General features: G+C 73.8%; 11 protein-coding genes. 10 read left to right on the top strand and 1 reads right to left on the bottom strand.

The window, feature by feature from the left end; translation table 11 throughout:
* Nucleotides 1-10: 10 nt before the first annotated feature.
* From hydA to AVW11_RS12565, 5 genes are all read left to right on the top strand, one after another.
* The gene (hydA, locus tag AVW11_RS12585; protein ID WP_030855109.1) at nt 11-1,411 is read left to right on the top strand and encodes a dihydropyrimidinase; all 1,401 of its coding nucleotides are present in this window, start codon (nt 11-13) and stop codon (nt 1,409-1,411) included.
* Nucleotides 1,412-1,432: 21 nt separating this feature from the next.
* Nucleotides 1,433-2,449, top strand: a complete 1,017-nt coding sequence (locus AVW11_RS12580; RefSeq protein ID WP_076044022.1) for a TIGR03842 family LLM class F420-dependent oxidoreductase — start codon at nt 1,433-1,435, stop codon at nt 2,447-2,449.
* 275 nt (nt 2,450-2,724) lie between these two features.
* On the top strand, nt 2,725-3,549 hold the full coding sequence (locus AVW11_RS12575) for an inositol monophosphatase family protein (RefSeq protein ID WP_076044021.1): 825 nt from the start codon (nt 2,725-2,727) through the stop codon (nt 3,547-3,549).
* A 74-nt stretch (nt 3,550-3,623) separates the two neighbouring features.
* Entirely contained in the window at nt 3,624-5,042 is a 1,419-nt protein-coding gene (locus AVW11_RS12570; RefSeq protein WP_076044020.1) for a phytoene desaturase family protein, read from the top strand.
* Between the two features lie 102 nt (nt 5,043-5,144).
* A complete protein-coding gene (locus AVW11_RS12565) occupies nt 5,145-5,663 on the top strand; it encodes an O-acetyl-ADP-ribose deacetylase (protein WP_076044019.1) in 519 nt (172 codons plus the stop codon).
* Nucleotides 5,664-5,719: 56 nt separating this feature from the next.
* Here AVW11_RS12565 and AVW11_RS12560 read toward each other — a convergent pair whose 3' ends face one another.
* Nucleotides 5,720-6,202: an Lrp/AsnC family transcriptional regulator gene (locus AVW11_RS12560; RefSeq protein ID WP_037834552.1), complete on the bottom strand. Its 483-nt coding sequence runs from the start codon at nt 6,200-6,202 to the stop codon at nt 5,720-5,722.
* 136 nt (nt 6,203-6,338) lie between these two features.
* Here AVW11_RS12560 and AVW11_RS12555 point away from each other — a divergent pair, with 136 nt between their 5' ends.
* From AVW11_RS12555 to AVW11_RS12535, 5 genes are all read left to right on the top strand, one after another.
* Complete coding sequence (locus AVW11_RS12555) at nt 6,339-7,316, top strand: DMT family transporter (RefSeq protein WP_240528166.1); 978 nt, start codon at nt 6,339-6,341, stop codon at nt 7,314-7,316.
* Nucleotides 7,309-8,523: an amino acid aminotransferase gene (locus AVW11_RS12550; protein ID WP_060177717.1), complete on the top strand. Its 1,215-nt coding sequence runs from the start codon at nt 7,309-7,311 to the stop codon at nt 8,521-8,523. The genes AVW11_RS12555 and AVW11_RS12550 overlap by 8 nt, the downstream gene beginning before the upstream one ends.
* A 297-nt stretch (nt 8,524-8,820) precedes the next feature.
* Nucleotides 8,821-9,930, top strand: a complete 1,110-nt coding sequence (locus AVW11_RS12545) for a sulfite oxidase (RefSeq protein ID WP_076044018.1) — start codon at nt 8,821-8,823, stop codon at nt 9,928-9,930.
* Nucleotides 9,927-11,291 (top strand): MBL fold metallo-hydrolase, encoded by a 1,365-nt coding sequence (locus AVW11_RS12540; protein ID WP_076044017.1) that lies wholly within the window; start codon nt 9,927-9,929, stop codon nt 11,289-11,291. Before AVW11_RS12545 ends, AVW11_RS12540 begins: the two co-directional genes overlap by 4 nt.
* 208 nt (nt 11,292-11,499) lie before the next feature.
* Complete coding sequence (locus AVW11_RS12535) at nt 11,500-13,566, top strand: SpoIIE family protein phosphatase (RefSeq protein ID WP_060177720.1); 2,067 nt, start codon at nt 11,500-11,502, stop codon at nt 13,564-13,566.
* Nucleotides 13,567-13,586 lie beyond the last annotated feature (20 nt).

Genomic DNA, 13,586 nt, shown 5'->3' with positions numbered 1-13,586 from the left:
GGAACCTCCCATGAGCAACCGCACTCTGATCACCGGCGGCCTGGTCGTCACCGCCGCCGACGAACTCCACGCGGACGTCCTGATCGAGGACGGCCGCGTGGCGGCGCTGGCCGCGCACGGCTCCGCGGCCGCCGGCGCCTGGACCGCCGAACGCACGATCGACGCCACCGGGAAGTACGTCATCCCGGGCGGCGTCGACGCGCACACCCACATGGAGCTCCCCTTCGGCGGGACCTCCGCCTCGGACACCTTCGAGACGGGCACCAGAGCCGCCGCCTGGGGCGGCACCACCACCATCGTCGACTTCGCCGTGCAGAGCGTGGGCCACTCCCTGCGCGAAGGGCTCGACACCTGGTACGCCAAGGCCGACGGCAACTGCGCCGTCGACTACGCCTTCCACATGATCCTCTCGGACGTCAACGAGGGCACCCTGAAGGAGATGGACCTGCTGGTGGGGGAGGGCGTCACCTCCTTCAAGCTGTTCATGGCCTACCCGGGCGTCTTCTACAGCGACGACGGGCAGATCCTGCGCGCGATGCAGCGCGGCGCCTCCAACGGCGGGCTGATCATGATGCACGCCGAGAACGGCATCGCCATCGACGTCCTCGTCGAACAGGCCCTGGCCCGCGGCGAGACCGACCCCCGCCACCACGGCGAGGTCCGCAAGGTGCTCCTGGAGGCGGAGGCCACCCACCGCGCCATCCAGCTCGCCCGGGTCGCGGGATCCCCCCTGTACGTGGTCCACGTCTCGGCGGAGGAAGCGGTCGCGGAGCTCGCGGCCGCCCGCGACAAGGGACTCCCGGTGTTCGGGGAGACCTGCCCGCAGTACCTGTTCCTGTCCACGGACAACCTCGCGGAGCCGGACTTCCAGGGCGCCAAGTACGTCTGCTCCACCCCGCTGCGGCCCCGCGAACACCAGGCGGCGCTGTGGCGGGGGCTGCGCACGAACGACCTCCAGGTCGTCTCCACCGACCACTGCCCCTTCTGCTTCCGGGGCCAGAAGGAGCTCGGCCGCGGAGACTTCTCGAAGATCCCCAACGGGCTGCCCGGTGTGGAGAACCGCATGGACCTCCTGCACCAGGCCGTGGTCGACGGCCACATCAGCCGCCGCCGGTGGATCGAGATCGCCTGCGCCACGCCCGCCCGGATGTTCGGCCTCTACCCGAAGAAGGGAACCATCGCACCCGGGGCCGACGCCGACATCGTCCTCTACGATCCGCACGCCGAGCAGGTCATCTCCGCCGAGACGCACCACATGAACGTGGACTACTCGGCGTACGAGGGCAAGCGGATCACCGGACGCGTCGACACCGTGCTCTCGCGCGGCGAACTGGTCGTCGACCGGCGGGAGTACACCGGCCGGGCCGGCCACGGGGCCTTCGTCCACCGCTCCACCTGCCAGTACCTGTAAAGAGCGTCAAGGAGCCGCCCGATGGACTTCGGCCTCGTCCTGCAGACAGACCCGCCCGCCTCCCAGGTCATCAGCCTCATGAAGCGCGCCGAGCGCAACGGCTTCCGCTACGGCTGGACCTTCGACTCCGCCGTGCTGTGGCAGGAACCCTTCGTCATCTACAGCCAGATCCTCGCCAACACGCAGAAACTGCACGTCGGCCCGATGGTCACCAACCCGGGCACCCGCACCTGGGAGGTCACCGCCTCCACCTTCGCCACCCTCAACGACATGTACGGCAACCGCACCGTGTGCGGGATCGGCCGCGGCGACTCCGCGATGCGCGTCGCCGGCCGGGCGCCCAACACCCTGGCCCGGCTCGGCGAGGCCATGGACGTCATCCGCGACCTCGCCGAGGGACGCGAGGCGTCCGTCGACGGCAACCCGATCCGCATCCCCTGGATCAAGGACGGCAGACTCCCCGTCTGGATGGCCGCGTACGGCCCGAAGGCGCTGGCCCTGGCCGGGCAGAAGGCCGACGGGTTCATCCTCCAGCTCGCCGACCCCTTCCTCACCGAATGGATGATCCACGCGGTCCGCGAGGCCGCCACCGAGGCCGGCCGGGACCCGGCCGCCATCACCATCTGCGTGGCGGCCCCCGCCTACGTCACGGCCGACGACTCGGCCGGAGCCCTGGCCCACGCCCGGGACCAGTGCCGCTGGTTCGGCGGCATGGTCGGCAACCACGTCGCCGACCTGGTCTCCCGCTACGGAGAGCACTCCAGCATGGTCCCGGAGGAACTCACCGAGTACATCAAGGCCCGCCAGGGCTACGACTACAGCCACCACGGGCGGGCCGGGAACCCGTCCACCGACTTCGTCCCCGACGAGATCGTCGACCGCTTCTGCCTGCTGGGCCCGGCCGAGGCACACATCGACAAGCTCCGCGCCCTGCGCGACCTGGGCGTCGACCAGTTCGCGGTCTACGACATGCACGACGCGAAGGAGTCCACGATCGACGCCTACGGCACGCAGATCATCCCCGCCCTGAACACCTGACCCGCCCCGCCGGCCCGGCCGCCACGGCCCGGGCCGGCCGGCAGGGGGCAGGCCTTCCCGCAGCCGCGCAGGCCCAGGCCGAGCCGCCGGCCCCTGCTCCCCCGTCGGGCACGCCGCTCCTCACCCCACCCCGCCCGCGGCCGTCGCCGCAGCGGCTCCGGGGCCGGCCGGGGCGGCGGCCGCGGCGGCGGGTTCACCCGGAGGTCACCCGGTGTCCGCGTCCGTGTCCGGTACCGGCGGTGGGGTTTGTCGGCCGGGCGTGCTTTGCTGGAGGCATGATCGATGAGTTCCTGGCCCAGGGCCTGCCCGATGTGGAAGAGGCCGTCCGCAAGGCGGCGGCGGTCGAGATCATGCCGAGATTCAGGCAACTCGCCGAGCACGAGGTCGTCGAGAAGAGCGGCCCCCACGACCTGGTGACCGTCGCCGACCGCAGGGCCGAGGAACACCTCACGGCCTCCCTGACGCGACTGCTGCCCGGCTCGGTCGTGGTCGGCGAGGAAGCCGTCCACGCCGACCCCACCGTGTACGACGCCCTGCGCGCGGACGCCCCGGTGTGGATCGTCGACCCCGTCGACGGGACCCGCCAGTTCGTGGGCGGCGACCCGGCCTTCTGCACCCTGGTCGCCCTGGCACAGCGCGGCGAGATCCTCGCCTCCTGGACCTTCGCCCCGGCACTGGAGGAGCTCGCGACCGCCGTACGGGGGCAGGGCGCGTACGTCAACGGGCAGGTGATCCACAGCGGTTCGCCCGAACCCGGCGCCGACCTGCGGGTCGCCATCGCCCACCCGCTCTACACCACCGACGAGAACAAGCGCACCCTGGCCCGGCTGGACGTGCCCGGAGTCGCGGCCAGGCCCTGCGGTTCGGCCGGCCTGGAGTACCTGAAGGTGGCCCGCGGGGAGGTGGACGCCCTCGCTTTCACCTGGCCCTCGGCCTGGGACCACGCGGCCGGGCTGCTGCTGGTCGCCGAAGCCGGCGGCGCGCAGAGCACCGTCGACGGGGTCCCCTTCCGGGTGGACCGCGACAACGCCCTGCCGTTCGCCGTCGGGCGGGACGAGGCCACCGTCGTACGCGTCCGGGAACTGCTCCGGGGCCGATAAGGGGTCCGGCAGCGCGTACACCTCGCCATATCCTGGGGGTGCAGGCGCCGCCGCCGGAAACGAAGGAGTCGCAAGTGCCGTCGATTTTCGATGTGGTCGTGGTGGGGGCGGGGCCGAACGGGCTGACGGCCGCCGTCGAACTGGCCCGGCGCGGCTTCTCGGTGGCCGTCTTCGAAGCCGCCGACACGGTCGGCGGCGGAGCCCGGACCGAGGAGCTCACCCTCCCCGGCTTCCGGCACGACCCCTGCTCGGCGGTGCACCCGCTCGGCGCCGGATCACCGGTGTTCGCCACGATGCCGCTGAAGCGGTACGGGCTGGAATGGCTGCACGCCCCGCTGCCCATGGCGCACCCCTTCGACGACGGAACGGCCGCCGTCCTGTCGCGCTCGGTCGCGGAGACGGCGGCGTCCTTCGGGCCGCGTGACGCCGGAGCCTACCGGCGCCTGGTCGGGCCGTTCCTCGGCCGATGGGACACCCTGGCCCGGGACTTCATGTCCCTGCCGAACACCGCGCTGCCCCGCGACCCGCTGACCCTCGCCCGCTTCGGGCTCGCCGGCCTGCCGCCCTCGACCTGGCTGCTGCGCCGCTTCCAGGACGAACGGGCGCGGGCGCTGTTCGCGGGGCTGGTGGCCCACGTCATCGCACCGCTCGGCGGAATCGGGACCGGCGCCGTCGGCCTGGTCTTCGCCCTCGCCGCCCACGCGGGCGGCTGGCCGATGGCCCGCGGCGGCTCCCAGTCCGTCTCCGACGCCCTCGCCTCCTACCTCCGCGACCTCGGCGGGTCCATCCACACGGACTTCGAGGTCAAGCGGCTCGATGACCTCCCGCCCGCCCGCGCCTACGTCTTCGACACCTCGCCGACCGCGCTGGCCCGGATCGCCCGCCTGGGGCGCGTCTACGACGGCTACCGGTACGGCGCCTCCGTATTCAAGATCGACTACGCGCTGGACGGCCCGGTCCCGTGGACGGCCGAGGAGCCGCGCCGCGCCGGAACCGTCCAGATCGGCCCGCGCACGCGCGACATCGACGCCGCCCTGCAGCTCGCCTCGGGCGGCCGGGCCCCCCGCACGCCGTTCCTCATCACGGCGCAGCCCAGCCTGGCCGACCCCGGCAGGGCCCCCGAGGGCAAGCACGTCTTCTGGGCGTACGGGCACGTCCCCACGGGCTGGGACGGCGACCTCACCGAGGCCGTCGAGCGCCAACTGGAGCGCTTCGCGCCGGGCTTCCGCGACCTGGTCCTGGCCCGGGCCACCGCCGGCCCGCCCCAGCTCGCCGCCCGCAACCCCAACTACGTCGGCGGCGACATCGCCTGCGGAGCCGCCTCGGGCCTCCAGCTCCTGCTGCGCCCCAGGCTCAGCCTCTCCCCGTACACGACGGCCCACCCGGCGGTCTTCCTCTGTTCCTCCGCGACCCCGCCGGGGCCGGGCGTCCACGGAATGTCCGGTCACAACGCCGCCAAGGCGGTCTGGCGCCACCTGCGCCAGGCCGGCTGAGGCCGCACGCCCGCCCCAGGGGTGTCCTGCCGGGCAGGCGGGGCTCCCTGATCCGCCCGACCGACGAGGCCCCCCGGCCCCCCGACCCGCGAAAGGACCGCCATGGTCCGCATCACCCTGGTCCGCGGCGACATCACCGCCGAGCGGGCCGACGCCATCGTCAACGCCGCGAACTCCTCGCTGCTCGGCGGCGGCGGGGTCGACGGCGCCATCCACCGCAAGGGCGGCCCGGAGATCCTCGCGGCCTGCGAGGACCTGCGCCGCGGGCACTACGGCAAGGGCCTGCCGACGGGCCGGGCCGTGGCCACCACCGCCGGCCGGCTGGCCGCCGAGCACGTCATCCACACGGTGGGCCCCGTCTGGTCGCGCGAGGAGGACCGGTCGGAGCTGCTCGCCTCCTGCTACCGCGAGTCGCTGCGCGTCGCCGACGAGCTGGGCGCCCGTACGGTCGCCTTCCCGGCCATCTCCACCGGCGTCTACGGCTGGCCCATGGACGACGGGGCGCGGATCGCGGTGCACACCGTCCGGGCCGCCCGCACCGAGGTGCAGGAGGTGCGGTTCGTCCTCTTCGACGAAGCCGCCCACGCCGCCTTCGCGGCCGCGGTCGCCGCGGCCCGGTAGGAGCCCGCGCGTCGCGTCGCGCAGGAGGCCGGCGGGGCTCGCCGGGTCGGGCGTGGTCAGCGCGGGCGGCGGGAGGCGCCCGGCGCCGGCTTCGGGTAGGTCCGGGACTGCTTCACGCTGCCGTAGGCGAAGCTCGACTCGATCGAGGCGATCCCGGGGATGGCGTGGATCCGGTGGCGCACCAGGGCCTCGTACGCCTCAAGGTCCTCGATGACGACCCGGAGCAGATAGTCGCTGCTCCCCGCCATCAGGTAGCAGTCCTGGATGTGCTCGATCCCCGCCACGTGCTCCTCGAAGAGCCGCACGGCCTGCGCCGTGTGCCGCTCCAGGCGGATCCGGACGAAGACGGTCACCGGCAGCCCGTAGGCGACCTGGTCGACCATGGCCGTGTAGCCGCGGATCAGGCCCGCCTCCTCCAGCCGCCGGACCCGGCGCAGGCAGGGCGACGGGGACAGCCGGACCCGGTCGGCCAGTTCCTGGTTGGAAAGGCGCCCGTCCGTCTGCAACTCCCGGATGATCTGCAGATCGACTGCGTCCACGGCCACTCCTTGGCAGATTCTGCCCCAAACGTATGTCCGAGCGGCAGAACTGGCAATCGGCTGCCCCGGCCGAAGCCCTACCGTTGCCCTCGAACGGACCGGACCGGCCCGTGATCCTGAGGCTGGAGTGGATTCCTTGGTCGCGACGCACACCACCCGGGCGACCCTGCCTCCCGATGCGGCGGGCCCGCGCGCCGGACACCCCGGCCGGCGCGGGCTCTCCCCCCAGGCCCAGGGCATGCTGGCACTGCTGGTGACGGTGTCGATCTGGGCGGCGTTCGCGCTCAGCGCCCGCGCCCTGAGCCAGTCCTCGCTGCTGCCCGCCGACGCGGCCCTGCTGCGGTTCGGCCTCCCCCTCGTCGTCCTCCTCCCCGCCCTGTGGCGCCGCAGGCGCGCCATCGCCGCGGTGCGGCCCGGCCCCGCGCTGAAGATCGTCTGCGGTGCCGGGGTGCCCTTCTTCCTGGCCGCGATGCACGGCGGAGCCCTGACCTCCGCGGCCTTCGTCGGCTCCATCGTCCCCGGCATGGTCCCGCTCTTCGTCTCCCTGATCATGATCCGCCGCGGTCACGGCGTACCCAGGGGCACGCAGGCCGTCGGCCTCGTCCTGATCGCGGCCGGCGTCGTCGCCCTCGTCTGGCGCTACGTCGTCCCCGTGGACACCGACGTCCTGGCCGGCTCCGGCATCCTCCTGGTCGCCAGCGGCCTGTGGGCCCTCTACACCGTGGGGCTGCGCGAGGTGGACCTCGATCCGATCGGCTCCATCGGCCTGCTGTGCCTGCCCTCGTTCGCGATCGTCGGACTGCTCGTCCTCACCGGTGTCCTGCCCACCGGGATCGCACACGCCGCGGGCGCCGACATCGCCCTCTTCCTCGTCGTGCAGGGCCTCGGAGTGGGGCTGTGCGCCGGCCTGCTGTACGCCTTCGCCATCCGCCGCCTCGGCGCCGAACGCAGCTCCGTCGTCGGCAGCCTCAGCCCCGTCGCCGTGGTCCTGCTCGCGATCCCCCTGCTCGGCGAATCACCGACCGCCGCCGTCCTCGCCGGCGTCCCCCTGATCACCGCCGGCGTCGTCCTCGCCAACCGCCGCCCCCGACCCGAGGTCCCCGCAGATGCTTGAGCTCCTCCCCACGCCGCCCACCGACCCGCTGTGGGACCTGACGTACGAGTTCGGCGGCGACGAGCGCCCCGAACGCCTCAACCTCGTCCTCGGCGTCTACCGGGACCAGAGCGGCACCACCCCGGTCATGGCCGCCGTCCGCGAGGCCGAGATCCGGCTGGCGCAGCGCTCCGAGTCCAAGGAGTACCGCGGGCTCTCCGGCAACGCCGCCTTCAACCAGTGCCTGCTGGACCTGGTGCTGGGGCCGGACGGGCCCGCGGAGCGGGCCGCCGCCGTCCAGACCGTCGCCGGCTCCGGCGCGCTGCGGCTGCTCGCCGACCTGGTCTTCCGCACCCGCCCCGGGGCCACGGTGTGGATCAGCGACCCGGCCTACGTCAACCACCGGCCCATCCTGGAGGCCGCCGGACTCAAGGTCCGCACCTACGGCTGGCGGGACGCCGCGGGCGGCTTCGACACGGCCGGAGTGCTGCGGGAGCTGGCGGACGCGGGGCGCGACGACGTCGTCCTGCTCCAGGGGTGCTGCCACAACCCCACGGGCGTCGACCCCCTGCTGGACGACTGGGAGGCGCTGGCCGAGTCGGCCCTGCGCGGCGGCTGGGTGCCCTTCGTCGACCTCGCCTACCACGGACTCGGCGACGGCCTGGAGGCCGACCTGCTGGCCACGCGGATGCTGGCCTCCCGGGTGCCCGAGATGCTGATCGCCGTGAGCTGCTCGAAGAACTTCGGCCTCTACAGCGACCGCGTCGGCTGCGCCATCGTGCTCGGCGCCTCGGCCCGGGCCGTGCGGCACGCCGAGACGGCCCTGCAGAACGCCGCCCGCACCCTGTACTCCATGCCGCCCGAGCACGGCGCCGCCGTCGTGACCGCGATCCTCCAGGACGCGGGGCTGCGCGCCTCCTGGCGGGCCGAGCTGGACGTGATGCGCGGCCGGATCATGGCCAACCGGGCGGACCTGACCGCCCACCTGGGCAATCTCGGCTGCGCGGAGCAGGCCCGCTCGCTGGCCCGGCAGAAGGGCATGTTCTCGATGCTGCCGCTGACCCCGAACCAGATGCTGCGGCTGCGCAGGCAGTACGCCATCTACGGGACGACCTCGGGGCGGATCAACATCGCGGGCATCCCGGCCCACCGGATCCCGTGCCTGGCCCGGGGAATCGCGGCGGTCCTGGACACGGCCGACGCGCCCCGCCTGCGCGAACTCGCCTGAGCCCGAGACAGGACCCGGCCGCCCCTGAACACGACAGTCCCCGGCAGTCCTTCGGTGCCATGAGCCATCCGCCGTCGCCGATGGCTCCCGTGGCCGACAGGTGCTGCCGGGGGCCTGGCCAGAGCCTGGATCGAAGTCACTCGGGCCTCAGGACGTCTCCTGGGGGAGGTGCGGCTCTCTCCGGTGATCCGGTGTAATAGTGAGTTTCCTCCCTATTCGTCCTGAGTCAAGAGTTTTCGGGACGTAGGCTGGAAGAAATTCGCGTCGCTCCGCGTGAGGCCGACGGGAGGTGTGGCCATGACCGCAGCGCCCGATTCCCGGGTCGCCCGCGGGCCCGGCGCCACCGTCTGGGCACCCGAGACGGTCACCGCCGACCCGTACAACGCACAGACCCCGTCGGCCGCGCTGGCCGAGCCCCTCACCCCGGCCGCGGCCTTCTTCGTACGCGACCACTTCGGCATCCCGCCGACCGACCCCGACCGGTGGCGGCTCCACGTGGGCGGCGCCGTGGCCGGCGCCTTCTCCATCGGCCGCGACGAACTGCTCGCACTGGAACACCGCGAGCTCGACGTCGTCGTGGAATGCGCCGGCAACGGCCGCGGCCTGATGCGCCCGACCCCGCCCGGCCTGCCCTGGGGCCAGCGGGCGGTGGGCTGCGCGCATTTCGCGGGCGTGCCCTTCCGCCTCCTCGCGGACCGCGCGGGAATCGACCCGGAGGCCGTCGAAATCGTCTTCACCGGAGCCGACTCCGGCACCGTGCGCGGCCGCCGGACGCCCTTCGAACGCAGCCTCCCCCTCAGCGTGGCCCGCCACCCCGACACCCTCCTCGCCACCCGCATGAACGGCGAGCCCCTCACCCCCGAGCACGGAGCCCCGGTCCGCCTGGTGGTCCCCGGCCGGTACGCCGTCGCGGACGTGAAATGGCTGGTCGGGGCGCGGGCCGTGACCGCCCCCTTCACCGGGGTTTTCCAGGCCGAGGAATACCTCTACGTCACCCCGCGCGGCACCCCCGAAGGACCCGTGACAACCCTGCGCGTCAAGTCGCTCATCACCGAGCCCGCACCCGACGAGGACCTGCGGCGCGGCCACGAGACCCTGGTCCGCGGCCGCGCCTGGTCGGGCGACGGGGTGCCCGTGCGCAGGGTCGAGGTACGGGCCGAGCACGAGGACGACGGCCGCGACCCGGACCACGTCCGGGGCTGGCGCGAAGCCGTCCTCGAACCACCGGCCGGCCCGTACGCCTGGAGCGGCTGGTCCTACCGGTGGACCCCGCAGCAGCCGGGACCGTACCGGCTGCTGGCCCGCGCGACCGACGCCCGCGGCGACGCACAGCCGCCGCAGGCCCCGTGGAACGCCCGTGGCTACGGCTGCAACCCCGTGGCCTCCGTGGAGGTGGTGGTCGTATGAACGGTTCCGAGGCGACGATCGAGGTCATCGCCACCCCGTCGCTCGGGGACACCAGCTACCTGCTCGTCAGCGGCGACGAGGCCGCCCTCGTCGACCCGCAGCGCGACGTCTGGGGGCTGACCGACTCCTGTACCGCCAAGGGGGTCAGGATCCGCTACGTCCTGGAGACCCACGTGCACAACGACTACGTCTCCGGCGCGCTGGAGGTCCGCGCGGCGACCGGCGCCACCGTCGCCGGCCCGGCTCGCGCCCCCTACGCCTTCGACCACCTGCCCTTGGCGGAGGACGACGAGATCCGCGTCGGCGACGCGACCGTACGGGCCGTGGAAACCCCCGGACACACCGCCGAACACACCTCCTACCTCGTCTTCGACGACGCGGGAACCGCCCCTACGGCCGTCTTCACCGGAGGCAGCCTCCTCGTCGGCAACGCCGGCCGCACCGACCTGTCCGGCAGCGGCCGTACGGAGGAACTCGCCCGGGCCCAGTACCGGACGCTGCGCCGGCTCGCCCTGCTCCCGGACGGCACCCGCGTGCTGCCGACGCACGGCGCGGGCAGCTCCTGCGCGGCCGGACCGGTGTCGGGGGAGCGGACCAGCACGGTCGGCGCGGAGCGGCGCACCAACCCCGTGCTGACCGCCCAGGACGAGGAGGAGTTCGTCCGGGGACGGATGTCGGGCCTGCCCCCGTACCCCGCCTACTACCGCCACATGGCGCCCGTCAACCGGCACGGGCCGCGGATCCTCGGCGGCCCGCCCGCCCTGCGCCCGCTCACCCCGAACATGGTGGAGGGGCTCGCCGGCGGCGGCGCGCAGATCGTCGACGGGCGCGACCGGGCGGCCTTCGCCGCCGGCCACCTGCCCGACTCGATCTGCGACGAGCTCGACGAGCGCTTCGCGAGCCTGGTCGGCGAGGTCGTGCCCTTCGGGACGCGCCTGGTCCTCGTCCTGCCGGAACCCGCCGAGGAAGCCGCCCGCGAGGCGGCGGTCCAGCTCCTGCGGATCGGATACGACGACATCGCCGGATACCTGGCGGGAGGCGTCGACGCCTGGGCCGCCGCCGGCCGGCCCCTGCGCAGCTTCCGCACCGCGGACGCGGCCGAGCTGGCCGGGCACCTCGACGGCAGACGGGTGCTCGACGTCCGCCCGGACCGCCCCGAGGGCGGCATCCCCGGCTCCCTCGCCGTGCCCCTGGCCGAACTGCCCCGCAGGATCGGCGAACTGCCCCGGGACCGGGAGATCTGGGTGGTGTGCGGCAGCGGCCGCCGGGCGGCCGTCGCGGCGGGCCTGATCGACCGTGCGGGGATCCCGGTGACCGCGGTCATCAGCGGCGGCGCCCAGGAGCTGCTGGCGCACCCCTGACGGGTTGTCCGGTACCGCTCCGCCCGTGACGGCCGAGCGGCCGGGGGATGCGCTTCGCCGCCAGCCACCGGACGGCCCCGCCACCGGGTTTCCCGCCGCCCCCGCGGAGGTAGTGGTCCTACCCGCCCTCGCGGCGGACACAGAGCCCGGCGCCGACGCCTCGGATAGGGTGAATCGGTAGGAATCAGGCCCCCGGGGTGAGGTCGGTGTGGACACGTACCAGTCGACGAGCGAGGTGCCGGACCCGCCGGCGGCGGTTGTCGGCTACGCGGGCGTACTCCGCGAACTGCTGCCGATCGCCCTGTGGCGCGAGGACGCCGACGGGCGCATCGCGGAGTGGTCCCTCGCCGCCCAGGACCTGCTCGGGCACCGCCCCGAGGACATCATCGGCCGCCCCGGAACCTCCGTACTGGTCCCCGAGGCCAACCATCAGCTCGCCGACCAGCTGACCCGCCGCGTCCAGGCGGGCGAGACCGTCGTGGGCACCCTGCCCGTGCGCCACCGCGACGGGCACCGCGTCGTGATGGAGATGTGGATCGTCCCCGCCGTCGACGCCGACGGACGGACCGGCGCCCTGCTCATCGCCGTGGAAACCTCCGAGGTCCTCCACATGCGCGACTCCCTCGCCGCCCTGCAGAGCCTGTTCACCCAGTCGCCCATCGGCCTGGCCACCCTCGGCCCCGACCTGCGCTTCCTCAGGGTCAACGACGCGCTCGCCCGGATGAACGGCGTCTCCGCCGCCGAGCACCTCGGCAAACGGCTCACCGAAGTGGTCCCCGGCGTCAACGCGGCCGCCCTGGAGGCGACGATGCGGCAGGTCCTCGACCGCGGCACCGCCGTCGTCGACGTCCGCCGCACCGGGCGGACCCCCGCCGACCCCGACCACGACCGGACCTGGTCCTGCTCCTACGCCCCGCTCCTGGACGGCTCCGGACGGCCCCTCGGCCTGATCGCCTCCCTCATCGACATCACCGAGAGCCAGCAGGCCCAGGCCGAGGCCGAACTGGCCCGCAACCGCTTCGCCCTGCTCGCGGAAGCGGGCACCCGCATCGGCACGACCCTGGACCTGCGCCAGACCGCCCAGGAGATCGTGGACCTGCTGGTACCGCAGTTCTCGGACTCCGCCGACGTCCAGCTCCTCGAATCCGTCCTCGGCCCCGACGAGGGCGCGGCCCCCGCGGCCTCCACCCGCGGGGTCCTGCGCCGCCTGGCGGCACACTTCCCCGACCCGGGCGCACCCACCGCGAAACTCACCGCCGGCCAGACCTTCCAGATCCCCGCGGGCACCGTCTACGAGCAGGTCATCACCGAGGGCCGGCCCATGAACCTCTACGTCTCCGACATCCCGGCCCTGATCACCTCCCCGCGCGCCGACGCCCTGCGGGCCTACCTGGCCACCCTGGGCTCTGCCCGCCTGGTCCCGCTCGTCGCCCGCGGCACCGTCCTGGGAGCCGTCACCGTCACCCGGACGCGCGAGCGCGAGCCCTTCGACGAGCAGGACTGCGTCCTGGTCGACGAGCTCGTCGCCCGGGCGGCCCTCAACATCGACAACGCCCGCATGTACACCCGCCAGCGCCAGGCCGCCCTGACCCTCCAGCGGAGCCTCACCAACAGCGTCCTGCCCGAGGTCCCCGGCCTCGAACTCACCGGCCGCTACCTGCCCGCCAGCGACCACGACGTCGGCGGGGACTGGTTCGACGCCATCCCGCTGCCCGGCGGCCGGACCGGCCTGGTCATCGGGGACGTCATGGGCCACGGCATCCACGCGGCGGCCGTCATGGGCCAGCTGCGCACGGCCGTACGCACCCTCGCGCGCCACGGCGTACCCCCCGCACAGCTGCTCCGCTCCCTCGACGCCGTCGTCGCGGACCTCGGCGAGGACGAGATGGCGACCTGCGTGTACGCCGTCCACCACGCGGCATCGGGCACCTGCGTGATCGCCCGCGCCGGCCACCCGCCGCCCGCCGTCGTCGCCACCGACGGGGCCGTGTCCTTCCTCCACGGCCCGCCGGGGACCCCCCTGGGCGCCGGCGGACGGGACTTCCGCACCGAGGAGGTGCACCTGCCCCCGGGCAGCCTGCTCGTCCTCTACACCGACGGACTCATCGAGGCCCGCGACCGCGACCTCGACCAGGGCATGGAACAGCTGGGAGAGGCCCTGCACGGGGTGGAGCAGCCCCTGGAGGGGCTGTGCGACCAGATCCTGCGGCGGCTGCTCCCGTGCGCCCAGCAGGACGACGTGGCGATGCTGCTGGCCCGCTCCCGGCCGCTGTGACCCGTACGCCGGCCACGGCC

This window comes from Streptomyces amritsarensis (assembly GCF_001953875.1).
Classification (GTDB): domain Bacteria; phylum Actinomycetota; class Actinomycetes; order Streptomycetales; family Streptomycetaceae; genus Streptomyces; species Streptomyces amritsarensis.
The sequence above is the reverse complement of the archived record's forward strand: the minus strand, read 5'-3'. Positions and strand labels throughout refer to the sequence as shown.

Excerpts from the sequence above, each read along its gene's own strand:
- AVW11_RS12575 (WP_076044021.1), top strand. The coding sequence starts at position 2,725 with ATGATCGATGAGTTCCTGGCCCAGGGCCTGCCCGATGTGGAAGAGGCC.
- AVW11_RS12540 (WP_076044017.1), top strand. The coding sequence starts at position 9,927 with ATGAACGGTTCCGAGGCGACGATCGAGGTCATCGCCACCCCGTCGCTC.
- hydA (WP_030855109.1), top strand. The coding sequence starts at position 11 with ATGAGCAACCGCACTCTGATCACCGGCGGCCTGGTCGTCACCGCCGCC.
- AVW11_RS12545 (WP_076044018.1), top strand. The coding sequence starts at position 8,821 with ATGACCGCAGCGCCCGATTCCCGGGTCGCCCGCGGGCCCGGCGCCACC.
- AVW11_RS12550 (WP_060177717.1), top strand. The coding sequence starts at position 7,309 with ATGCTTGAGCTCCTCCCCACGCCGCCCACCGACCCGCTGTGGGACCTG.
- AVW11_RS12565 (WP_076044019.1), top strand. The coding sequence starts at position 5,145 with ATGGTCCGCATCACCCTGGTCCGCGGCGACATCACCGCCGAGCGGGCC.
- AVW11_RS12580 (WP_076044022.1), top strand. The coding sequence starts at position 1,433 with ATGGACTTCGGCCTCGTCCTGCAGACAGACCCGCCCGCCTCCCAGGTC.